This is a genomic window from Leifsonia sp. Root1293 (assembly GCF_001425325.1).
In the GTDB taxonomy this organism is placed as follows: Bacteria; Actinomycetota; Actinomycetes; order Actinomycetales; family Microbacteriaceae; genus Orlajensenia.
In genome coordinates this window covers 2,412,773-2,435,863 of record NZ_LMEH01000001.1, presented here as the reverse complement: position 1 = coordinate 2,435,863, position 23,091 = coordinate 2,412,773, and the positions used below count along the sequence as shown (strand labels likewise).

The 23,091-nt window shown below is 68.7% G+C and carries 17 protein-coding genes and 1 pseudogene; 4 read left to right on the top strand and 14 right to left on the bottom strand.

Going from position 1 to position 23,091, the window contains the following annotated elements; all coding sequences use genetic code 11:
* The 3 genes and pseudogenes from ASC59_RS11430 to ASC59_RS11420 form a co-directional block, all read right to left on the bottom strand.
* Complete coding sequence (locus ASC59_RS11430; protein ID WP_055822350.1) at positions 1 to 885, bottom strand: polyphosphate polymerase domain-containing protein; 885 nt, start codon at positions 883 to 885, stop codon at positions 1 to 3.
* Positions 882 to 1,361 (bottom strand): annotated as a pseudogene (locus tag ASC59_RS11425) (DUF4956 domain-containing protein); the annotation flags it as partial. The pseudogene ASC59_RS11425 and the gene ASC59_RS11430, both read right to left, overlap by 4 nt.
* Positions 1,362 to 1,628: 267 nt before the next feature.
* Positions 1,629 to 5,144, bottom strand: coding sequence for a TM0106 family RecB-like putative nuclease (locus ASC59_RS11420; protein ID WP_055822348.1), 3,516 nt, complete (start codon positions 5,142 to 5,144; stop codon positions 1,629 to 1,631).
* A 189-nt stretch (positions 5,145 to 5,333) separates the two neighbouring features.
* Here ASC59_RS11420 and ASC59_RS11415 point away from each other — a divergent pair, with 189 nt between their 5' ends.
* The gene (locus tag ASC59_RS11415; protein ID WP_055822347.1) at positions 5,334 to 5,942 is read left to right on the top strand and encodes a hypothetical protein; all 609 of its coding nucleotides are present in this window, start codon (positions 5,334 to 5,336) and stop codon (positions 5,940 to 5,942) included.
* A gap of 13 nt (positions 5,943 to 5,955) precedes the next feature.
* Here ASC59_RS11415 and ASC59_RS11410 read toward each other — a convergent pair whose 3' ends face one another.
* From ASC59_RS11410 to ASC59_RS17260, 3 genes are all read right to left on the bottom strand, one after another.
* Positions 5,956 to 7,413, bottom strand: a complete 1,458-nt coding sequence (locus ASC59_RS11410; RefSeq protein WP_055822344.1) for an MFS transporter — start codon at positions 7,411 to 7,413, stop codon at positions 5,956 to 5,958.
* A gap of 68 nt (positions 7,414 to 7,481) precedes the next feature.
* The gene (locus ASC59_RS11405; RefSeq protein WP_055822342.1) at positions 7,482 to 8,849 is read right to left on the bottom strand and encodes a M20/M25/M40 family metallo-hydrolase; all 1,368 of its coding nucleotides are present in this window, start codon (positions 8,847 to 8,849) and stop codon (positions 7,482 to 7,484) included.
* A 44-nt stretch (positions 8,850 to 8,893) separates the two neighbouring features.
* Positions 8,894 to 9,115, bottom strand: a complete 222-nt coding sequence (locus ASC59_RS17260) for a hypothetical protein (RefSeq protein WP_157488007.1) — start codon at positions 9,113 to 9,115, stop codon at positions 8,894 to 8,896.
* Positions 9,116 to 9,337: 222 nt separating this feature from the next.
* Here ASC59_RS17260 and ASC59_RS11400 point away from each other — a divergent pair, with 222 nt between their 5' ends.
* A complete protein-coding gene (locus tag ASC59_RS11400) occupies positions 9,338 to 9,586 on the top strand; it encodes a hypothetical protein (protein WP_157488005.1) in 249 nt (82 codons plus the stop codon).
* A 43-nt stretch (positions 9,587 to 9,629) separates the two neighbouring features.
* Positions 9,630 to 11,117 carry an MFS transporter gene (locus ASC59_RS11395; RefSeq protein WP_055822339.1) on the top strand — a complete coding sequence of 496 codons (1,488 nt, stop codon included), beginning with the start codon at positions 9,630 to 9,632 and terminating at the stop codon, positions 11,115 to 11,117.
* On the opposite strand, the gene ASC59_RS11390 is transcribed toward ASC59_RS11395, so the two are convergent.
* From ASC59_RS11390 to ASC59_RS11355, 8 genes are all read right to left on the bottom strand, one after another.
* Positions 11,114 to 11,950, bottom strand: a complete 837-nt coding sequence (locus ASC59_RS11390) for a tryptophan-rich sensory protein (RefSeq protein WP_055822337.1) — start codon at positions 11,948 to 11,950, stop codon at positions 11,114 to 11,116. The two genes, ASC59_RS11395 and ASC59_RS11390, sit on opposite strands and share 4 nt — an antisense overlap.
* A gap of 88 nt (positions 11,951 to 12,038) precedes the next feature.
* Positions 12,039 to 12,965 (bottom strand): endonuclease/exonuclease/phosphatase family protein, encoded by a 927-nt coding sequence (locus ASC59_RS11385; protein ID WP_055822334.1) that lies wholly within the window; start codon positions 12,963 to 12,965, stop codon positions 12,039 to 12,041.
* A gap of 128 nt (positions 12,966 to 13,093) precedes the next feature.
* The gene (locus ASC59_RS11380) at positions 13,094 to 14,599 is read right to left on the bottom strand and encodes a sugar porter family MFS transporter (RefSeq protein ID WP_268765483.1); all 1,506 of its coding nucleotides are present in this window, start codon (positions 14,597 to 14,599) and stop codon (positions 13,094 to 13,096) included.
* A 175-nt stretch (positions 14,600 to 14,774) separates the two neighbouring features.
* A complete protein-coding gene (locus ASC59_RS11375) occupies positions 14,775 to 15,485 on the bottom strand; it encodes a hypothetical protein (RefSeq protein WP_055822331.1) in 711 nt (236 codons plus the stop codon).
* A 44-nt stretch (positions 15,486 to 15,529) separates the two neighbouring features.
* Positions 15,530 to 15,733: a hypothetical protein gene (locus tag ASC59_RS11370; RefSeq protein WP_157488003.1), complete on the bottom strand. Its 204-nt coding sequence runs from the start codon at positions 15,731 to 15,733 to the stop codon at positions 15,530 to 15,532.
* Between the two features lie 100 nt (positions 15,734 to 15,833).
* A complete protein-coding gene (locus ASC59_RS11365; RefSeq protein ID WP_055822325.1) occupies positions 15,834 to 17,903 on the bottom strand; it encodes an ABC transporter ATP-binding protein in 2,070 nt (689 codons plus the stop codon).
* Positions 17,900 to 19,633, bottom strand: a complete 1,734-nt coding sequence (locus tag ASC59_RS11360) for an ABC transporter ATP-binding protein (protein ID WP_055822322.1) — start codon at positions 19,631 to 19,633, stop codon at positions 17,900 to 17,902. Before ASC59_RS11360 ends, ASC59_RS11365 begins: the two co-directional genes overlap by 4 nt.
* Positions 19,634 to 19,859: 226 nt before the next feature.
* Positions 19,860 to 21,167 (bottom strand): MFS transporter, encoded by a 1,308-nt coding sequence (locus tag ASC59_RS11355; RefSeq protein ID WP_055822319.1) that lies wholly within the window; start codon positions 21,165 to 21,167, stop codon positions 19,860 to 19,862.
* A gap of 63 nt (positions 21,168 to 21,230) precedes the next feature.
* On the opposite strand from ASC59_RS11355, the gene ASC59_RS11350 reads away from it, so the two are divergent.
* A complete protein-coding gene (locus tag ASC59_RS11350; RefSeq protein WP_162243184.1) occupies positions 21,231 to 23,036 on the top strand; it encodes a DUF2207 domain-containing protein in 1,806 nt (601 codons plus the stop codon).
* Positions 23,037 to 23,091: the final 55 nt, after the last annotated feature.

Here is a 23,091-nt window from a genome sequence, read left to right as displayed (position 1 = left end):
TCAGGCCGCGAGGGACGCGGCGGTCTGTGGTGTCGTGGTGGTCGGAGTGGCGAAGTGGCGGCGCAGCACGCGCGTCCACTTGTTCGAGGGCAGGTCGGGGCGGAGGGCGGCGAGCCCGGTGCCGAACTTCGACACCGTGGCCGGCCGGTGTCCGTGCCGCCAGAGTGCTCGGTCGAGGCTGCCGGTGGCGCGACCCGACTTCGTCTCGACGATGACGGATGCCGGCGTGCGCAGGCGTCGCGGGAACAGGCCGGCGCCCTCGTCGATCCATTCGAGGTCGAGGTCGATGGTGGCGCGGCTCTCGTCGCGACCGGCGGCTGCGGGAAGCAGCAACGTGGTGCGGCGGTAGCGCGTGACGATGGTCGGTGTGAGGGTCGACCACTCGCCGTCGGCCACGCCGGATTCGCTGAGCACGCTGCTCGTGTAGGCGAGTCCCTCGGCGGTGAGCCTGTCGTGGTCGGCCGGGTCGTAGGCGAGGCGGTCCTTGACCGTCAGGCTGCGACCGCCGCGCGTCTTCACCTCGAGGAAGGTGGCGCCCGACTCGAGGTAGGAGCGGGTGCGCACCTTGAAGCGGCGGCGTCGGCCGCGTGCGGCCAGGTGGAACGCCACCAGTTCCGGGGTGTCGAAGTAGACCGACTCGTACGCCGCCGAGCGGATGCGGGACGACATGCCGCTCGCGGCATGCGATCCGTCCGCCGCGGTCGTGGCCGACTCGAACTCCAGCACCCGGGTATCGTCGTCGAGCTCGGCGAGCACGTCGGCGAGGTCGGCGAGAGGCAGCATGTACTTGCGGTCGACCCGCGTCTGCAGTTCGGCGCGTTCGGTGAGCTCGTCGAGGGTCACGGGGGAGAGTGCCGTGATGGTGGCGAGGGCGTTGCCGGTCATCGGGCCACCGCCAACTCGTCGCGGCGGCCCGCGCCCGAGCATGCGGCATCCGTCAGCCGTGCATGCAGCTGGTACCGCACGTTGACGTGGGTGGTGTCGTTGACCATGTCGAGCTCCTCGACCTTCACCCCGTGCACGCGGGCGTCGAGAAGCTGCTCGAGGTGGGCGATGAGCGCGGCTTCCGAGGGGATGGCCCGATCGAGCACGACGAGCTCCTGGCGGTAGCGGGCGAAGAGCCGCGGGTGGTCGCCGATGAACAGCACGACCATGACCAGGGCCATGAGGGCGAAGGTGAGCCAGTCGAAGTTCACGCTGAGTCCGGCGATGAGGCCGAGTGCGAGGGAGGCGAAGTAGTAGGCGACCTCGTGCTGCTCGATCTCGCGCGAGCGCAGCCTGATGATCGACAGCACACCGAACAGGCCGAGCCCGAGGCCGGCCCCGATGGCCGTGGAACCGAGGATCATGGAGACGGCGAGAACGCCGACGTTGACGCCGAGGAAGGCGACGACGAGATCGCGGCGGCGGTGGCGGGGAAAAGTAGATGCCGAAGGTCAGGACGCCGATGGCGACCAGGTCGATGGCGATGGTGATGGCTTGCATGCGGAGGCTCCAGAGGTCTCGGTGGTGTTCTTTCCGAGTTCCATCAAGCCGCGCGCTCCTATGGCGACCCTTTCTGGGGCCGACGGGGGCGCTATGGGTTCGCTATGCGCTTCCTATGCTCCGCTGTCCCGCCCGGGGACCGGTCAGCGCTCGACCAGCCTGATGAAGGCGCTCAGCTCGGTGACGCCCTGCGGTGTCAGCGGCAGGTACTCCGTGAGTTCGGGCGAGTAGACGAGATAGGCAGCCCACTGCGCCCGGGAGATGGCCACGTTGAGGCGGTTCTTCATGATGAGGAATTCCATCCCGCGGGGCACGTCGGACGCGGATGACGCGGCGAGGGAAACGACGGCGATGACGGCCTCTTGCCCTTGAAACTTGTCGACGGTGCCCACGCGCACCTGGGGGAGTCCGGATCGGTCGAGCACCTGGCGCACGAGGGCGAGCTGGGCGTTGTACGGCGTCACCACGATGAAGTCGGCCTGCTCGATCGGGCGGGCCGGCGCATCTCGGCTGGATCGCCATGGCGTACCGAGCAGCGACTGCACCACCGGGACGACGACCGCGGCCTCTTCGGGCGACTCCGTCGCGTTGCCCGAATGCACGACGGGGACCGTGTGGAGCCCGGGCTCGGTCGCCAGGAGCAGACGGTCGGCGGCATCGGGGTGGGACCGCAGCTCTCCCTCGTAGGACAGAGTCGACACGGGCTGGGCGACGGCCGGATGCATCCGTCTGCTCTCGGCGAGGAAATAGCCGAACTCCTTCGGGAGCACATCGTGCCCGGCAGCCACCCAGCCGAGTGCCGAGCTGTCGATGGGTTCGGGGTGGGTGCCCTGACTCACCTGCGGAAGCTGCTGCGGATCACCGAGGAGGAGCAGATTGCGAGCGCTGACGCTCGTGGCGAGGGTGGATGCCAGCGAGAACTGGCCGGCCTCGTCGACCACCAGCAGGTCGAGCGCGCGGCGTGGGAAGCGAGCCGGGTTGGCGAAGTCCCACGCCGTGCCACCGACGACGAATCCGCTCTCGGCATGGGCCTGGGCGAAGAGGAGCGCGGCGTTCTTGTCGGCGAACTGGGTGTACCCGTGCACTGTCGTGTCGCCTGACTTGGGTGCCTTGCCCACCAGCGCCGGGTCGAGCCCGGCGTCGGCGAGCCGATCGAGAAGGTTCTCGACGACGGAGTGCGACTGGGCGACGACGCCGATCTTCCAGTGGTGATCGTTCACGAGTCGGGCGATGACGTGCGAGGCGAGGTAGGTCTTGCCGGTGCCGGGAGGGCCCTGAACCGCGAGATAGGAGAAATCGAGGTCGACCAGACTGGCCACGACGGCGTCTGCATAGCCACCCGTGGTGACGGGCACGAGCTCTCCCCTGAGCGACCTCGGGGGCAGGCGCCTGAGGATGTCGGTCATGGGATCACGCGGCCAGGTCGGATGCTCCCGCACCAGCGCCGCACCCCATTCGCTGATCGCGTTCTCGAGCGCTGTCGTGCGCAGCGGCCAACCGGGTGCGATGGCCATCGGTGCCTGGCGGTGCCTCGCGGCTCCCATCGGCAGCGACTCCTCGACGACGAGTCCGTCGTCGAGCACCTCGAGCACCGTGACATCGCGCCTGATGCGCTGGCCGGGGTCGGCATCGGCGTCGAGCACCGCTCCATCGGGCTCGTAGAGGGCGAAGAGTCCGGCGCCGACCGAGATGCGCGTGCCGGGGCCGAACCGCCCGTGCAGCCGCAGAGTGCGCCGCTCCTTCTGGCTCCTGCCCTCCGGCAGGTGCCAGTCGACCTCGAGGCGCGACCTCGATGCATCGACGACCAGGACGTCGCGGGTGTCCTCCCACTCCCGCAGGGGCTGGTCGAGTCGGAAGAAGTGCGCCCACCAGAAGCTCTTGCGCTCCCTTGGGTAGTAGTCGATGGCGGCGGAGGCCAGGGCCAGCGCCGTCTGGTCGGGCGTGCGGTGGTCGATGGAGGCATCGCCGGAGCCGGCCAGGTGCGACAGGGCGATCGCGAGTTCGGACTGCACGTACTGCTCGCCCTCGCGGGGCGCGCGCGGCGCCGGACGAACTCCCACCTCGGCGGCGCGCTCGAGGAGCCACTCGCTGAGGCGCAGTGTGGACAGCACGTCGTAGCGGTTGTACCGGGCGATGTCGTCGAGAATGGCCTGCGACTCCGCCTGTTCGCCGGCGGCGCTCAGGTCCATCGCCCGCTGGTACTCGACGATCGAGTCGGCGGCGTTCGTCACGCCCTCGCGCTCCTCGTCGCCCATGTAGAGCGGCTCGAGCTTCTTGATCGAGTAGGAGCGGCTGCCCACGAGCATGCCGCGGCGCACGATCGGGTAGAGGTCGATGAGCACTCCGTCGCTGAGCAGCTGGTCGACGCGCGCCTCGCAGGTGCCGTGCCGTGCGGCGATGGAGAGCAGGTGGGTCCGCTCATAACTGGCGTAGTGGTAGATGTGCAGGCCCGGATGCGCGCGCCGACGCTCGTCGACGAAGTCGAGGAAGAGCTCGAGAGCCACCTTCTCCTCGGCGAAACTGTGCGCCCAGAACGTCGTGAACTCGTCGTTCCTGTCGAGCACGCCGAAGAGGTAGTCGATGCCCCAACTGATGCCGGCGCCCTCGGTGTAGAGCGGATCGCCCTCGAAGTCGAAGAACAGGTCGCCCGGATCCGGCTCGGGCACCGCGGCGAGGGCCTGAGGGTCGCGCACGGCGACGGGGGGCGCGAGATGCACGTCGTCAGGGTCTGACCCGGCGGCGAGCGCAGCGACGCGTGCGGCATCCGTCGCCCGTCCGGCCTCGATCTGCAGGGCGGCCTGGACCCTGAACGACTCGAGGGTGCTGCGGGCCATGCCGTCGACGGGGGATTCGCCGTCGGCGCGCATCTCGACTGCGGCGAGCTCATCGATGGTGGTGATGCCGGCGGAGCGCAGAGCGTCGCGCTGGGAGATGCGCATGCCGGCGACCAGCAGCACGTCACGGCTGGCGTCGACCTCCGCGGCGCAGGTCTCGCACCGGCCGCACACTGTGTACCGCGGGTCGCCCCAGGCGACGGGCGTCGATGCCTCCAGCCGCTCATCCACGATCTGCAGCAGCCGGGCGCGGCGCTTGCGGTAGACCGGCAGGATGTCGTCGACCCTGTGCACGCTCACGCTGCCGTCGCCGAGCAGCAGCTCGACGGTGTCGGCGCGGGGCACTCGCAGCACGTCGAGCTGATCGGCGTATGCCGCGAGCTGCAGCAGAGCCGTCACCCGCGCGCGCCGGGCCAGCTTGGTGTCCTGCACCAGGTAGACGCCGCCGGGACGCCGCACGATGAAGTCGGCGAACCCCAGGAACGCGCCGTCGAAGAAGGTGGCCTGGAATACCACATCGGCTCCGGATGCGAAGGCGGAGCGGGTGGCATCCGTCGCATACCGCAGGGTCTCGGTCGTGAGCTCGGGCGGTCGCGCCACCTCGACCACGCCGTCGCCGAAGCGCTCACGGTAATCGGCCAGCACCCGGCTCTCATGCTTGTCGCCGAGGATCGCCGTGCGGGCCAGCATCGCATCCTCGGCATCGGGGACGGCAGCGATCCTGCCGAGCTTCGCATCGAGTCTGCGCAGGAAGGCGAACTCGCACTTCGAGGCCGTGGTGAGGTCGCTCGCGCTCGTCACCACGGTGCCATCGAGCAGGAACATGCCACCTCCGCCGCAGGCGTCGCGTCTGTCGCGTCGCCTGTCTGCACGATAGCGCGAGCCGGCGACACGAGGTGGTGGAGACCGCCGTCTCGGATCCAGTCGTTCTCCCTCCCGCTGCCGCCGTGTCACGGACCGCCGGTATTCTCGACAGAGGTGCGTCGACGATCGATGCCCCGGAGCGGGAGTGCGATGTGGTTCAGTCGGTGGCGCAAGAGGAAGCCGCCGCCGTTCGACTTCTCCACACTGCCGTGGGCTGAGCCTCCCGAGGAGGCCGACGCCCGCGAAGAGGGCGTGATGCTGGCCGAGTACTCCAGCCGCATGGTGCTGAAGAACCGCATCCTGGTGAGCGTGCTGGGCGAGGGCGTCGACTTCGACGTCGACTCCTTCCTGCCCGACGCCCGCGACGCGCTCGCAGCGCTGGCGGCGGAGATGCGCGGGGCCGCTGAGAGGGTCGCTCAGGAGAGCGCTGCCGCCGCGTCGTTGCACGGCAACCCCCAGGACATGCACGACTACAGGTCGAAGGACCTCGTGAACCTCGGGCTGCGTGAGCGGGTGAACCTCGCCGTGGCGACGGAGCTCGAGCAACGCGCTGCCGACGACGAGTACCTGCGCACCTTCATCACGGCGGCACGGGACGACGCCTGGGACGACGTGGCCGGAGCCATCGGCGTGCGCCTGGACCTCGAGCGCCCGCAGAGCGCCGTCGACTCCAACTACCTGCGCACCCGCGCTGAGCGCATGCGCATGGTGCGCAACGTCGACCTGGCGCGTCTCGAGATCGAGAAGCTGGACTACTGACGGCGGTCGGGTGCTACCGCACCACCGGCTCGACCGCGACGTCGGACACCGCGGCATCCGAGAACGCCAGCTTCGGCACGAAGACCAGCAGCACGGCGGCCACGACTGCTGTCAGTCCGCAGATGAGCCACACGGTGATGTAACCGCTCAGCGATCCGGCCGTCCCCTCTGTCGCTGCTCCGCCGACGTGGCTGAGGAGGGCGATCCCGAAGACACAGGATGCGATGGCGCCACCGACGGTCTTGACCGAGTTGGTGAGTCCGGTGGCGACGCCGGTCTGACGGCGCGGCGCGGCAGCTGCTGCTGCGGCCGGCAGTGCGGCGACGAGGGCGCCCGAGCCGATGCCGGCGATGATCATGTTCGCAAGCACGTTCACGTAGCCCTCGTGGAACGGCAGGAACAGCAGGTAGCCGATGGCCACCAGCAGGCTCGCGCCGATGAGCGCGATGCGCGGGGTCACGAACCTCGTCGCGACGGGGAACAGCATGGCGCCGACGATCATCGACAGAACGTACGCCCCAATGAGGATCGAGGTCTGGCCGCTGCTGGCCGAGAGGCCGTAGCCATAGGTGGCCGCGTCGGTTCTGGCGAAGGTGGAGAGGGGCGCCTGTGCTCCCAGCACGCTCACGCCGAACAGACCGGCAGTGAGGAAGATGGGGCCGAGGGCCGGCGAGCGGAACAGCCGCACATCGATGAGCGGGTCGTTCTGGCGCAGTTCGTAGCGGGCGAACGGGATGACGAGCAGCACGCCGAGCAGCACGACCGCCCAGGAGAGGAGGTCGCCTGGGCCGGCGAGACGCAGCAGGCTGAGGCCGCCGGTGAGGGCGAGCAGGGCCAGCGAGATGAGGATGAGGCCGCCCGTGTCGAACCTGCCGCCGGTGAGGTCGGGCGACTCTTTCACGCCGAACAGCACGACGAAGAAGCAGATCGCCACGGCGATGCCCGGAATCAGCAGGGTGGTCTGCAGTGGGATGACATCGGCCAGTGCGCCCGCAGTGAGCGCACCGGCGATGGCGCCCAACTCGAGTGCCGCGACCAGCAGTCCGGCCGCACGACGGGTGATGGCGGCCGGGGAGTCGAGCGAGCGGCTCCGAGACCAGACCAGCGCGATCTCGAGCGGCAGCCACACAACGTAGAAACCCTGCAGCGCCCAGGCCACGAGGAAGACCCAGAACACGTCGGTGAACGGCAGGGCGAGCGAGGCAACGGCCGTGACTGCCGTCGAGATGAGCAGCATCCGTCGATGCCCGACCATGTCGCCGAGCTTCGCCATCGCCGGCACCACAAGAGCCGAGAGCATGAGCTGCGTGCCCTCGAGCCAGTTGACGTCGGCATCGTGGATGCCAAGGTTGCGCGCGATCTCGGTGAGCAGAGGCGTGTAGTAGCCCTGCAGGATGCCGCTCGTGAACTCCACGAAGGCGAGGAAGCCGACGACGCCGGCCACCGATCCGAGTTTCACTGCGCGCGTCATCGCGGCTCCTTCCGGCACGAGGCGGCCCGTCGATCCGGGCCGAGTCACACTCTAGACAGAGGAATGTTTCAGGCGGGCAACGAACGCAGCAGTGCGTTGTAGAAACGCTCCCCCCGTTCGAGGCTGTCGATGGAGACGTGCTCGTCGATGCCGTGGATGGACGCACGCTGCGCCCCCGTCATCATGAGCGGCGCGAAGCGGTAGGTGGCCGGAGAGAAGCGGTGGAAGTGCCGACCGTCGGTGGCCGACATCTGCACGTACGGCGCCGTGACGGCCTCGGGATAGGCCACCCCGACGGCGTCGCGGATGAGCGCGAACTGCGCGTTCCCCGTCGAGGACTCCGGCGACGGGTCGTCACCCTCCAGCACTGTCACCGTGATGTCGAGGCCGCGGACCAGTCGACGGATGCGGGCGACAGAACTCGCGACGGTCTCGCCGACGGCGATCCTGATGTTGAGCGTCGCCGAGGCCTGGGACGGCAGCACATTGGCTGCGGTCCCGGCGCCGAGCATGGTGACGGCCACGGTCGTGCGCACCATGGCGCCGGCATCTCCGGCGAGTCTGGCGAACAGCCTGGCCGTGACCGGCGGCGCGGCGAGCAGTGCCGACACGATGGCGCGCGGCCGGCCCGTGGTGTTCTCGCGGAAGACGCGGAACATCGCGCGGGCCGCTTTCGGGAAGTGCGGCGGGAAGCCGCGCCTGGTGATGCGCCGCACGGCCAGGGCGATTCGCGTGGTCGCCGTCTCGCGCGGGGGAGCCGACGCGTGACCGGGCTCGCCCCGGGCGTCGAGTCGCACGGTGAGCGCGCCCTTCTCGGCCACGCCGACGACGGCCGTGACGAGGGGGATGAACGGGAGAGGCGCATCCGTCACAGCACCGCCCTCGTCGAGCACGAGCCAGGGGCGGATGCCGCGGCCCTTCAGTGTGCTCGCGATGGTCTTGGCCGCCTCGCCGAAGGTCTCCTCGTTGCCGCCGAAGGAGAGGTAGACGTCGCGGGCCGGCGTGAAGCCGGCGGCCAGAAGGTTCTCGACGGCGTCGAGGATGAGCACCAGTTCACCCTTGTCGTCCAGCGTGCCGCGGCCCCAGACATGTCCGTCGGCGATCGTGCCGTCGAAGGGCGGGTAGCTCCACGGGTCTGTCTCGTCGACGGGCACCACGTCGTAGTGAGCCATGAGGATGACGGGCTCGTCGGCGCTGTCTGCGGCCGGGCCGGCGCTTCCCGTCCAGCGGTAGAGCAGCCCGAAGTCGGTGATCTTCTCGAAGGCGAGGTGCTGGTGCACGAGCGGGTAGAGCTCACGGATCAAGGACTCGACATCCTCGAACGGTGTGCGGCCCCGCGTCTCGAGCTCGGCCGAGACCGTGGGCAGATGCACCAGGCGCGAGAGCCTCTCGGCGATGCCCGGGCGGGGACGGGATGCGGGGTCTTCGGCTGGCACGGCTTCCACACTAGGCGGCGGCGCCGCGCGGCCGGGAACGCGACTCAGGAAGCGGTGGTTGCGAGGGAGAACAGCAGGTAGCCGACACCGCCGACGACCACGACGGCGCCGAGGGTGCGCGCGACGATCGACTCGATACGCGCGAGCTTGGGTTGGAGCAACCCGAGGGGGTTGAGGATGTCGGACATGTCGCGCGGGTCTCCGAGGCGCGTCTGCGCTGCGGTTTCCTCGTCTGCGACGGTGGAGAGTTGTGGAGTAGGGCTCACGTTTCAACGCTAACCACCGATGCCTGGTGCCGACATTCCCCGTACGCGGGACAAACGCAGCGTGGATGTCCCCACAGTGCGGGGTCGCGCTCGGCGGCTCGGCAGGGATCGGGGTACAGAACCGTTGGCCGTGTCGGCTGTTCTGCCGACCGGGGCCATGTCGATGCGAACCGCCGGGGGCGTGCCGGGCGGATGTCGGTGGGCCGACGTACCGTCTTCTGCATGAGCACCATCGAGATCAACACCCCAACGGAAGCCCGCCGCTTCGCGTGCCCCGACTGTCGCTCGGGTGCCACGGTGCAGATCATCTACGGCATCCCCGACGACGTGCTGCGCGCAGCCGCCGACGACGGTGATGTCGTGCTGGGCGGCTGGCTGACCGAGAACGACGCCCCCACTCGCCACTGCCGAGCCTGCGGCTCGGAGTGGGTCGACGCCGACGAGTACGTCGAGCGGCTGCATTCCACCTGACCCGCGCTGGCCCGCGGAGAGCGCAGCCGCCTAGGCTGAGGCGATGACGGCTGCTCCGATCACGCAGAACATCCCGCTCACGCCGCAGAAGCGATGGCGAGCGTACTGGGTCTGCGTCGCTGTCGCCGCGCTCACCATTCTCGACCTCTCGAAGGTCAACGTCGCCCTGCCGTCGATCGAGAAGTCGTTCGGCGCCAGTTCGACCGAACTGCAACTGATCGTCTCGGGCTACGTGCTCGCCTTCGGGCTCACGCTGGTGCCCGCCGGCCGCTTCGGCGACATCCGTTCGCGCAAGACCTTCTTCATCGTCGGTCTCACCCTCTTCACCCTGGCGAGCATCGGCTGCGCCCTGGCGCCGACGAGCACATTCCTGCTGGTCGCCCGTCTGGTCCAGGGTGTCGCGGCCGGCATCCAGATGCCGCAGGTGCTCGGGCTCATCCAGCAGCTCTTCCAGGGCGCGGAGCGTGGGAAGGCCTTCGGCCTGTTCGGTGCGATGATCGGCATCGCGACGGCTGTGGGCCCGACTCTCGGCGGCCTGCTGATCGCGATCGGCGGCGAGAGCGACGGCTGGCGCCTCATCTTCTGGATCAACCTCCCACTGGGAGTGGCGGCCCTGGCTCTCGCCATCTGGCTGCTCCCGCAGACCCGCGAGCGATCATCGCGTTCGGTGAGCGTCGACCCCATCGGCATCCTGCTGTTCGGCATCGCGGTACTCGCCCTGATGTGGCCGTTCCTCCTCACCACGGGAGCGCCGACCGACAACCCGTCCCGGTGGTGGATGCTCGTGGTGTTCGTGCTCGGGGTCACTGCTTTCATCGCCTGGGAGACCCGCTACGCCGCCCACGGACGGGATCCGCTGATCCCCCTGACGCTGTTCCGCATCAGCTCGTTCCGCAACGGATCGGCCCTCATCGGCGTGTACTTCGCCGCCCTCCCGTCGGCGTTCCTGCTGACGACCCTCTACCTGCAGCAGGGGCTCGGCCTCGCACCGGTGTTCGCGGGGATGGTCTCGATCGGATTCGCCCTCACGAGTGCCTTCTCGTCCTGGCGTGGCGGCATCCTCGTCGCCCGCTACGGCCGCACCCTCGTGGTGTGGGGTCTGGTGGGCGTGCTGCTGGGCGCCGGGCTGCTCGTGGCCGCCGCCATCCTGACCCCACCCGAACTCACGCCTTGGTTCATGGCCGGAGCCATGCTGGTCGCAGGAACCGGCGGCGGCTTCGTCGTCTCGCCGAACCAGACGCTCACCCTGCACGACATCCCGGTGCGTCAGGGTGGCTTGGCCGGCTCCGTCGGGCAGCTCGGTCAGCGCATCGGAACGGCCATCGGGACCGCCATCGCCCTGTCGCTCTTCTACTCCACGATCTACCGGGAGAAGGGCAGCGGCGAGAGCGACATCACGCTGTACCACCACGCCTACGGCTACGGGATGCTGTCGGTCGCCCTGTTCATCGCCGTGGCCTTCGCCATCGCGGTGCTCGATCTCGGTTCGCGCCGACGACGGGGGTCGAAGCCGGCTGACGACGCCGCCTAGGCCACGGCCGCGGCCGGAATCCTGTCGGGGTCCTCGGTCGTCGCGCGCAGGCGCACCACGATGGTCACGATCACGATGGCCACCACGGCGACGATCGCGGCAATGGCGGTCGGTGTCGAGAGCAGGTCGCCGGTGAGGCGGGCGATCGCGACCCACCCGATGCCCCAGCAGAGTGTTGCGCTCGGTGCGAGCCTGCCTCCGCCCCTGACCGCCAGGCCGACGCCGATGAGGCCAGCGACCGCGATCACGATCACGCCCCAGATGTCGGGGTCCAGGCCGAACCCGTCGAAGCCGATCGCCACCAGCCCGGCCGTGATGTTCGCGACAGTCGCGATGGTCACCCAGCCGAGGTAGAGCCCGATGGTGCCGTCGGTGATGATGGCGTCGATCACCCCGTCGCCGCGGAACTGCCTGGCGAGCAGGAAGCTGCGGATGAGCACCACGAGCAGGAGGATGATGATCGGGATGCTCAGCCAGAGCTGGTCGAACTGGATGCTGAGGATCCACGCGGCATTGAGGATGAGCGACGCCGCGATCCAGTAGCCGAGGCGGCGGTGGCGCTCCGCGGTGCGCTGCCCGGGGAAGAACTGCCAGATGGCGTAGGCGAGCAGGCCCGCGTAGATGACGCTCCAGATGCTGAACGCACCGGAACCCGGCGCGACCACTGTGGCGTCCGCCGCGAGCGCGCCGCCGGCGGCGTCCTGGATCGGGGTGCCGCCTGCTGCCCCCGAACCGATGAACGAGCCGACCACGGCGATGACGGCGCTCACCGCCACGGTGATCATGCGGGCGTAGTCGCCGCCCGTCGCCGAGTTCCCTGTCTGCGGTGCCATGGCTCTCCCCCGTCGTCTGTCCGGTACCAGCGTAGGACGCGTACCCCGTTCAGGGGGCATCCGCTCAGTCAATACACGAGAAGCGCCGTCAGCGTCCGACGGTGAGTTCGATGGCCCGGTGGTCGGATCCGTTGGCGTCGAGCACATGAACGGATGCGGCGCCGATGCCTCGCGTGAGAGCGTGGTCGAGCGCCACCAGCGGGATCCCGGCCGACCAGGTGAACGGGAATCCTGCTGTGTCGGTGCGCACGAGCGGCGCCTGATCCGTCACCGGAACGAGCATGTGATCGTCTGTCGACGTGTTGAAGTCGCCGATCACGACCAGCCGGCTCGACGTGTCGTCCGCGAGCGTGCCGGCGAGGTTCTCGAGCATCCTGTCGCGATCCTCATGTTCGCCGGGTCGGAACGAGGCGAGGTGCACGGCGAACAGCCGTGTCACGCCCTGCGCCGTCTCGACGTCGACGCTGAGCGCGCGCTTCCAGCCCAGCCCGAGATCGAGTCGTTGTCCGTTCGTGAGCTCTGTCGTGCTCCAGACGCCGACGGTGCCGGCGACGAACGAGTAGGGGTACCGGTCGGCCAGGGCATCCGCCACGGTGTCCCGGATGTCGCCGCTCAGCTCCTGCAGCACGATCACGTCGGGTGCGTCATCGGCGAGGGCGCTCACCATGGCCGCTGCGTCCCCGTTGCCGGCCTCGAGGTTCTCGCTGACGATCGTGGTGGTCTCGGCGGTGGCGGCGACGGCGGGAACCGGCAGCGCGGCCGGCAGCACGACGACGCACCAGGCGAGAGTCGCGGCACCCGCTCCGATGACGCCTGCCGGCGTGCGCACGATGATGGCCCCGACGATCAGCGCCACGACGACGATGCCCAACCAGGGGAATGCGGCCTCGATCAGCGACAGTGCGCCGGCGAAGCCGGGAAGGACCCGATGGAACACCAGCAGGGCCGAGAGCACGATGCCCCACACCAGCACCGAGAGACCTCGCGCTGTGCGTCGGCGGGCGCGTGTGGTCATCGGTCGATCATGGCAGCACGGGATGCCGCGAAAGTGAACGGCAGCTGAGTGCGGGCTGCGTGCCGAGACGCAGTGAGGGTCGGGCGCGAAGCGCGCCCGACCCTCAGCAGTCCTGCCGGGGTGTGCGGCTACAGCTTGGCTGAGACCTCCGCCTTGCCGCGCCTGGGCTTGGACGCGAAGGTGACCTCGGCCTCCTCGAGCGCCATGCCGCGGGTCTCCGGGATCTTGAAGAACACGAAGATGCCCGACAGCAGGGCGAACGCGGCGTACATGCCGTAGGTGAAGGTGAGCGAGAACGCCGCCAGTGCCGGGAACGACACCGTGATGAGGAAGTTGGCGATCCACTGCGCTGCCGCCGCCAGGCCGAGGGCCTTGCCTCGGATGCGGCTCGGGAAGATCTCGCCGAGGAGCACCCACACGATCGGGCCCCACGATGCGCCGAAGGAGATCACGAAGATGTTGGCGGCGACCAGAGCGATCGGGCCCCAGGCATCCGGCAACGAGACCTCGCCGTTCGACCCGGTGACGGCGAACGAGAACGCGAGGGCCATCGCACCGAGCGAGATGAACATGCCCGTCGAGCCGGCGAGAAGGATCGGGCGGCGGCCGAGACGGTCGACCAGGAGGATGGCGACCACCGTGACGGCGACGTTCGTGATCGAGGTGATGACGCTGATGAGCAGAGAGTCGGACTCAGCGAATCCGACGGCCTTCCACAGCGTCGTCGAGTAGTAGAAGATCACGTTGATGCCGACGAACTGCTGGAAGATCGACAGCGTCAGACCGATCCACACGATGGGCTTCAGGCCGAACGCCTTGCCGCGCAGTGTGGCCTTCGCGCCCTCCTTGTCCTCGTCGATCGCCTTCTGGATGTCGTCGACGGCACGGTCGAGGTCGTCCGCTTCGACGAGGGTCGAGAAGATCTCGCGAGCCTCCTCCGTGCGGCCCTGGGTGAGGAGGTACCGCGGCGACTCCGGCAGGCGCAGGGCGATCACGCCGTAGACGACCGCGGGGATGGCCCCGACGAGGAACATCCAGCGCCAGGCCTCGAGTCCGAGCCAGAGCACGTCGTCTGCACCGCCGGCCACACCGGCGAGGAGGGCGTCCGAGAGCAGGGCGGCGAAGATACCGATGGTGATCGCCAGCTGCTGCAGCGAGGCCAGCCCGCCGCGGATCTGTCGGGGCGCGATCTCGGCGATGTAGGCCGGAGCGACGACGGAGGCGATGCCGATGCCGAGACCACCGATGACCCTCCAGAGCGCGAGATCCCAGACCGAGAAGGCGAGACCGGCGCCGATGGAGCTGACGAAGAACAGGATGGCACCGAGGAGCATGACCCTGAGCCGGCCCCAGCGGTCGGCGAGGGTGCCCGCGAGGTAGGCGCCGAGCGCACAGCCGAGAAGCGCGATGGCCACGGTGAAGCCCGTGATGACGTCGTTGAGGCCGAAGTCCTTCTGGATCGAGTCGACGGCGCCGTTGATCACCGATGAGTCGAAACCGAACAGGAATCCACCGACGGCGGCCGAGACGGCCAGGCCTATCGCCCTGCGTCGGTATTTGCCTGTCGGCGCCTTGCCACTCGTCTCCGTCGCCTTGGCACTCTCATTGGAAGTCGTCACGACTCTCCCCTTCAATCGTTCCGGCGCGCTCGTCTGGGCGTGCTCGTGTCAGCTGCGCGATGCGTCGACGTGGCTGAGCGGAGATTCGTGCGGACTGCAGACGGCTTCTTCGGCATCATCAGGTCCTCGGCTCACACAGGAGCCGCCCTCTCCACGGCACCCATCGTATGCCCGGGGGAAGCGCCGGTGATCAACTCGCGGGAGGGTTGACAACGCGGATTCGGGCGCGGTCGATCGCGGCGACGCCGAAGAAGCAGCCGCTGATCACGAGGGTCGCTGCCGAGACGAACCCTGTGCCGATCGGGGAGTCGTGCGAGGCGAGGAACAGGCTCGACAGGAGCACGAACTCGGCGATCTGGCTGCCGATGCACAGCCCGAGCACGAGCACCGCCCAGGCGAGGCGGCCGCGGCGGGATGAGCTGAGCACCAGCAGAACGCTCGCGGCGATGACGGGTGCGAGGAACGCGATGAGCCCGAGAACGGATGCCGGAACCCAGTCGAGAACACCGAGTGCCGCATCCGTGACCGCAGCCAGGAGCTGGCCAGCGCCGATGACAGCGGTCGCCGCGGCCGAGACGAGGCAGGTGACGAGAGCGAGGCGCGATGCAGCCGGCGATGCAACTGCAGATGCCGCCCACGACGCCCACAGCAGCCAGAAGCCCGTCATCACGAAGGAGGCCAGTGCGGCGAGCACGACGGCGCCCAAGATCGGCTCGAACGGTGCGCTGACGATCCCGTAGTCGCGCAGGTGGTCCTGCGCCGCGACGCAGGCCATCGAATCGATGTCCAGGCTGCAGGGCTGCCACCTGATGCCGGCAGCGATGGCCAGAGCGATTCCGGCAACGATGAGGAGGATAGCTGTGGGCGCCCAGGGCGCCGGAGCAGCCTCACGGCGGCGCATCGCTGAAGCCGATGCCGGCGCCGCTGATCCCGTCGTCACCGCCCTCACCGCCGCCCGGCGTCGACGGCCAGGGCACCGATTCCCGTGACGAACACGGGGAGGGCGACCAGCACCAGAAGGAACGCGATCTCGGCGCCCGCCGCCACCAGTGCCGTTCCCGCGATGGCCACGATGACCGCCGTCGCCACGAGAAGCACGCCGACGACGGCCGCGATCGAGCGCGGCATCCGTGTCTCCCGTGCGGCCATGGCTCGAGTCTCGCGCGATTCCGCCGTCTGCGACAGGGCCGTCAGGTGAACGTCGGCGTTCCGGGTGCTCCGTTCGAAGTGAACGGAGCACCCGATGCCGCTAGGCGTTCGCCGGGTCGCTCTGCGCTTCCGCGGCCGACTCGGGTCCTGACGCCGCCGACACGGATCCCGTCACGGCCGCCAGTTCGGCGTCGATGTCGGTCGCGCCCTCGAACTGCGAGTTGTAGAGGCGGAAGTACGCGCCCTCACGGGTGATGAGCTCCTCGTGCGACCCCTGCTCCACGATGTCGCCGTGCTCCATCACGAGGATCAGGTCGGCGTCGCGGATCGTCGAGAGTCGGTGAGCGATCACGAACGACGTGCGCCCGTTGCGGAGAGCTGCCATGGCGTGCTGCAGCAGCAGCTCGGTGCGGGTGTCGACCGATGAGGTCGCCTCGTCGAGGATGAGAACGGATGGATTCGAGACGAACGCCCTCGCGATCGTGATGAGCTGCTTCTCGCCAGCGGACACATTCGACGCGTCCTCGTCGAGCAGGGTGTCGTATCCCTCGGGCAGGGAGTGAACGAACCTGTCGACGTAGGTGGCCTTGGCCGCGGCCACGATGTCTTCGTCGGTCGCGCTCTGTCGTCCGTAGCGGATGTTCTCGCGGATGGTTCCCGCGAACAGCCATGGATCCTGGAGCACCATGCCCGTGCGCGACCGCACGTCGTGACGGCGCAGCTCGGCGATGTCCTGACCGTCGAGGAGGATGCGGCCGCCGTTCAGCTCGTAGAACCGCATGATGAGGTTCACCAGCGTGGTCTTCCCGGCACCCGTCGGGCCGACGATCGCCACGGTCTGGCCGGGCTTGACGCTGAACGTCAGGTCGCGGATGAGAGGACGGTCGGGCGTGTAGGAGAAGGCCACGTTCTCGAAGGAGATCGTGCCGTCGCCATCGGCGGGCTTGGGCGCATCGACGGCGTCGGGCTCCTGTTCCTCCTCGTCGAGCAGCTCGAACACGCGCTCAGCCGATGCTGTGCCCGACTGGACGACAGCAGCCATGCCGCCGAGTTCGGACAGCGGCTGCGTGAACTGCTGCGAGTACTGGATGAACGCCTGAACGTCACCGAGGCGCAGCTGGCCGCTCGCCACCATGAGACCGCCGAGAACGGCGATGCCCACGTACGTGAGGTTTCCGATGAACATCATGCCGGGCATGATCATGCCGGAGAGGAACTGCGCCTTGAAGGAGGCCTGGTAGAGCTCCTCGTTCTCGGCCTTGAACTTCGCCATGGCGTCTTCCTCGCGGCCGAACACCTTGACGAGGGCGTGTCCGGAGAACGACTCCTCGACGCGGGCGTTGAGACGGCCGACCTTGCGCCACTGGATGCCGAAGGCCTTCTGCGACTTCGGGCCGATGATCCCGAAGATGACGCCCATGAGCGGCAGCGAGACGAGGGCGACGATGCTGAGCTGCCACGAGATCGAGAACATCATGATGAGCACGCCGACGACTGTGAGCACGCTGGTGATCACAGTGGAGAGGGACTGCTGCATCGTCTGCGTGATGTTGTCGATGTCGTTGGTGACCCGCGAGATCAGCTCGCCGCGCTGCACCTTGTCGAAGTAGCTGAGCGGCAGGCGGTTGATCTTCGCCTCGACCGACTCGCGCAGGCGGTACATCGTGCGCATCATGATGATGTTGATCACGAAGCCCTGCACCCAGCTCAGCACCGATGCGACGAGGTAGAGCGCCAGCACGAACATGAGCACCTGGCTGAGTCGCACGAAGTCGACGCCCTCGCCCGGTGTGATGTCCATGGCGGCGATCATGTTCGCCTGGTCGGTCTGGCCTTCGGCGCGGAGGCCCGCGACCACCTGGTCCTGTGTGACGCCGGCGGGCAGCTGCGCCGAGACGACGCCCTCGAAGATGATGTTGGTCGCCTCGCCGAGCACCTTCGGTGCCGCGACGGTCAGCAGAACGCCGATGGCCCCGAGCAGCGACACGAAGATAAACGCGACGCGGTGCGGTTTCAGCAGGCCGATGAGGCGGCCGAAGCTCTGGCGGAAGTTCGCTGCCTTTCCGGGCTTGACGCTGTCCCAGTCGCCGGAGGCGAGGCGCGCCTGCTCGGCGAGTTCGAGTTCCAGCTGCTCCTCGGCGGAGATCACGCTCGTGGTTCCGGTGCTCATGCGCTTGCCTCCACTCCGAGCTGCGATTCGACGATCTCGCGGTAGGTCTGGCTCGTCTCGAGCAACTGCTCGTGCGTTCCGACCCCCACCATCCGTCCGTCGTCGAGGACCACGATGCGGTCGGCATCGGTGATGGTCGAGATGCGCTGGGCGACCACGATCTTCGTCACCTGGGGCAGCTCCCTCCAGAGGGCTTGTCGTAGTCGGGCGTCAGTGGTGAGGTCGAGCGCCGAGAACGAGTCGTCGAAGACGAGCACGTCGGGCTGGTGCACGATGGCCCTCGCGATGGCGAGGCGCTGGCGCTGGCCGCCGGAGACGTTGGTGCCGCCCTGGGAGATGCGGGCCTCGAGCTGGCCGTCCATCTCGGAGACGAAGTCGGCGCCCTGGGCGATCTGGAGTGCCCGCCACAGCTCGTCGTCCGTCGCCTCCTCCCGCCCGAAGCGGAGGTTCGACGCGATCGTCCCGGTGAACAGGAATGGACGCTGCGGCACGAGCCCGATGCCGTTCCAGAGCAGGTCGAGGTCGGCCTGGCGCACGTCGACGCCGCCGACGGAGACCGAACCGGCCGTCACGTCGAAGAGCCTGGGGATCAGGGAGACGAGGGTGGTCTTGCCGGCCCCGGTCGATCCGACGACGGCGACGGTCTCGCCAGGCTCCGCCCTGAAGGTGATGCCGGAGAGCACCGGCTGCTCGGCGCCGGGATAGGTGAAGCCCGCGTTCTCGAACGACACAGCACCGGGCTCGGGGAAGGCCGTCGCCGGCTCGGTCGGACGGATCAGCGTGCTGGTGCTGTCGAGCACCTCTCCGATGCGGTCTGCCGACACGGCGGCGCGCGGAATCATGATGGTCATGAAGCTCGCCATGAGCACGCCCATGAGGATCTGCATGATGTACTGCATGAACGCGAACAGGGTGCCGATCTGGATCTCGCCGTTGTCGACCCTGATGGCGCCGAACCAGATCACGGCGACGACGGTGACGTTGAGCACCAGCATGGCCAGCGGGAACAGCACCACGAAGAGCGAGCCGACCTTGCGGCCGACGACCATGATGTCGTGGTTCGCGCCGGCGAAGCGCTCCTCCTCGATGGGCTCACGCACGAACGCGCGCACGACCCTGATGCCCGTGAGCTGCTCGCGCATGATGCGGTTCACAGCGTCGAGGCGCTTCTGGTAGGTGCGGAACAGCGGCACCATGCGGCTGATGATGAGACCGGCCACGATCAGCAGGGCCGGAACCGCGATCGCGATGATCCAGGTGAGGCCGATGTCCTGGCGGATGGCCATGATCACGCCGCCGATGGCCAGCAGCGGAGCCGAGACGAGCATGGTGGCGCCCATCATCGCGAGCATCTGCACCTGCTGGACGTCGTTCGTGTTGCGGGTGATGAGCGACCCGGCGCCGAACTGCGAGACCTCTCGTTCCGAGAAGCCGCTCACCCTCTCGAAGATGTTGTTGCGGATGTCGCGGCCCATCTGCATCGCGGCGCGGGCGGCGAAGTAGGTGGCGATGATCGAGGCGATGATCTGGCCGAGCGAGATGCCGAGCATCATCACGCCCGTCGACCAGATGTAGCCGGTGTCGCCGGTGGCGACGCCCTCGTCGATGATCTGGGCGTTGAGGGTGGGCAGGTACAGCGAGGCGAGAGCCGCGATGAACTGGAAGACCAGCACGCCGAGCAGCGCCCAGCGATACGGCTTCAGGTAGCGGACGAGGAGCTTTCCGAGCATCAGATCTCCGAATGGTGGTGGAATGGAGGGACATCTGGGGTGATGGGTGTCACGCGGGTTGCAGACGCAGTCTGCACCCACCCACCGACACGGGTGGCGACGTTGGCTGTGGTCGGTGTCTCGTGTGCGGCCGGCGCACGCAGCAGGTGCGCCCGAATCAGCCTTTCAGAATTGCACGCGCGCGCGACGGCGTCAAGCGATCGATCCTCGACTTCTCCCGCATCGATCAGGCCGCGACGGATGCCGCATCCAGGGCTCGCGGGCGCCGCGAGATCGAGATGCTCACGACGGCAGCCACGATGCACAGCCCGGCCGCGCCGAACCAGGCCAGGGTGTACTCGCCCGTGGTGTCGCGCACCGTCGCGGCGGCGGTGGCCGCAATGGCCGCTCCGACCTGGTGCGACGCGAACACCCAGCCGAAGACGATGGGTCCGTCCTTGCCGAACACCTCGCGACAGAGGGCGACTGTCGGAGGAACCGTCGCGACCCAGTCCAGCCCGTAGATGACGACGAAGATGATGATGGGCGGGGCGACGGTGGCCGAGAGCAGGAACGGCAGCACGAGCAGGCCCACGCCGCGGCCGGCGTAGTAGACGGCGAGCAGGATGCGGGGGTTCACGCGATCCGTCAGCCAGCCCGATGCGATGGTGCCCACGATGTCGAAGAAGCCCACGACGGCGAGCAGACCGGCGGCTGTCGTCTCGGCCATGCCGTGATCGTGCGCACTCGGGATGAAGTGGGTGCCGACCAGCCCGTTGGTGGTGGCGCCGCAGATGGCGAATCCGGCGACCAGCGCCCAGAACGTGCGCACCCTGCTCGCCCTGGCGAGGGTGGACAGCGCGAGCTTGGCGGCATTGCCCCGCGCGGGCGGCTGGTAGACGTAGGAGTCGGGCGCACCGAACGGCGTGAGGCCGAGGTCGACGGGATTGTTGCGCAGGAAGAGCAGCACCAGGGGCACCACGGCGAGCGCTCCGCAGGCGACGAGCAGCGTCGCCTGGCGCCACCCCTGCTGCTCGACGAGGATCGCGATGAACGGCAGGAACGCCAGCTGGCCCGTCGCGCTTCCGGCAGTGAGGATGCCCACGACGAGTCCGCGGCTGCGGACGAACCACTGGTCGGCCACGGTCGCCGCGAAGACCAGCGCCATCGATCCCGTGCCGATGCCGATGAGGAAGCCCCACGTGAGCACCAGCATCCACGGCTCGGTCGCGAAGACGCTCAGCCCGGCGCCCGCCGCGACGAGCAGCAGTGCGCAGGTGGTGACGATCCGCATGCCGAAGCGCGCCATGAGGGCGGCGGCGAAGGGCGCCATCAGCCCGTAGAGCAGCAGGTTCACCGTCACGGCCACCGAGAGCTGGGTGCGCGACCACCCGAACTCCGCCTCGAGGGGGAGCATGAGCACGCTCGGCGCTGCTCGGAACCCGGCCGCGCCGACCAGGGCCAGGAACGCCACGCCGGCGACGATCCAGGCCGGGTGCACCCGCCAGTTCGGATGCGGGCGCTGAGCACTGCTCGGCGCTGGCGAAGTGGGCATGGTTCCGAGTATGGCCGATCCCGGGTGGGCATCCGACGCCGTGTCCGACCTAGGCTGAATCGCGTGAGACGACTCATAGCACTGACCATCGCCGCTGCGATCGCCGTCGGAGGCGCTCTCCTCCCGGCGGCCCCGGCGCTCGCCGACGTCGACGACTTCACCTTCGAGAGCTTCTCCGGCGACTACTCGCTGGACCGCGACGCCGACGGGCACTCCACCGTGACGACCGTGGAGACACTGGTGGCGCTGTTCCCGGATGCCGACCAGAATCGCGGCATCCGCCGCAACCTCAACGCCGACTACGACGGGCATCCGACCGAGCTCACCATCGTGTCGGTGACCGACGGCGACGGCCGGGAGCGCGCCTACGAGGAGGACAGCGACGACGGCGTCGTGAGCCTCACCATCGCCGGCGACGAGTACGTGCACGGCCGCCAGACCTACGTGATCACCTATACCGAGAAGTACCTCGACAGGTACTACGCCGACACCGACGCGCAGGAGTTCTACCGCGACACCAACGGCACCGACTGGGCTCAGCCGTTCGGGCAGGTCACCGCGACGGTGCACCTGAGCGATGAGCTCCTCGAGGCCCGGACGGGCAATGCCGATGCGGCCTCGGGTGCCGAGGGCGAGAACGGACCGGCCGAGATCACCGAGACGGCCGACGGCTACGAATTCGCCGCGTCCGATGTCGGACCGCACGAGAACCTGACCTTCTCCATCGGTTTCGAGAACGGCACGTTCACTCCCCGTGACGACGGCTTCACGGCGGCCCCGTGGCCGACTCTCGCGCTCGTGTTCACCATGCTCGCCGTGCTGGCGATGATCGGGGCGTTCGTGGTGCGGTCCACCCGGCTGAGGGATGCCCCGGGGCGGGGGACCATCGTGGCGGAGTACCTGCCGCCACGCGGGGTCGGCGTCGCCCTGGCCGGTGTCATCCTCGGCAAGAGCACGACGGTGCCGCCAGCCCAGATCCTCGCGCTCGCCGTCGCCGGACGGGTGCGCATCGTCGAGGTGGCCGACCCGCGCGGCAGGGGAAAGGACTCCTACGAGCTCGAGTTCGTCCAGACCGGCGCGACGGGGCGCGAGGCCTATCGCCACCCTGAGCCGAGTGCCGAGGACCTCGAGGTGCTGCACGCCATCTTCGGTGCCGAGCTCACCCCCGGCGAGCGCCGGCCGCTCGGCAAGGCCGATTCGAAGGCGCTCAAGCGGCTCACCGCTGCCGGCAAGAGGGTGCGAGCGGATGCGGTGACCGATGGGTACCGCAGGCGGTTCCCCACGCGCCCTGTCACCCTCGTGGTCCTGGGGGCCATCGTGGCCGGAGTTCTCGCGGTCCTGTTCTCGGCCATCTCGCTGGCCACGGTGTACGGCGGATTCTGGCCCGGAGTGTTCCTCGGGGTCGCGGTCGCGGCCATGATCGCAGCCTGCGTCGCGGTGGCGAAGTACCCGCTCGACGCGAAGGGCGTCGAGGCGCGTGATCACCTCAGGGGACTCGACGAGTACATCAGGCTGGCGGAGGCCGACCGCATCCGCTACCTACAATCGCCCCAAGGTGCCGAGCGCACCCCCGTCGCCACGGACGACAGGGAGCAGATGCTCGACCTCACCGAGCGGCTGCTGCCCTGGGCGGTGCTGCTCGGACACGAGAAGAAGTGGACGGCGGAACTCGGTCGCTACTACGAGGAGATCGGGGCGCAGCCCGGCTGGTACGTCGGGTCGCATCCGTTCAACGCGGCCCTCTTCGCGACGAGCATCAGCTCGGTCTCATCGAGCGTCACGTCCAGCTACTCGGCGTCGAGTGGCGGATCCACCGGCGGCGCTTCGTCGGGCGGCGGCAGCGGCGGAGGGGGCGGCGGAGGGGTGTGACGAGCGATGCGCGCTTCGCCCGCGGACTCCGTCCGGGGCTCAGCGAGCGGGGATG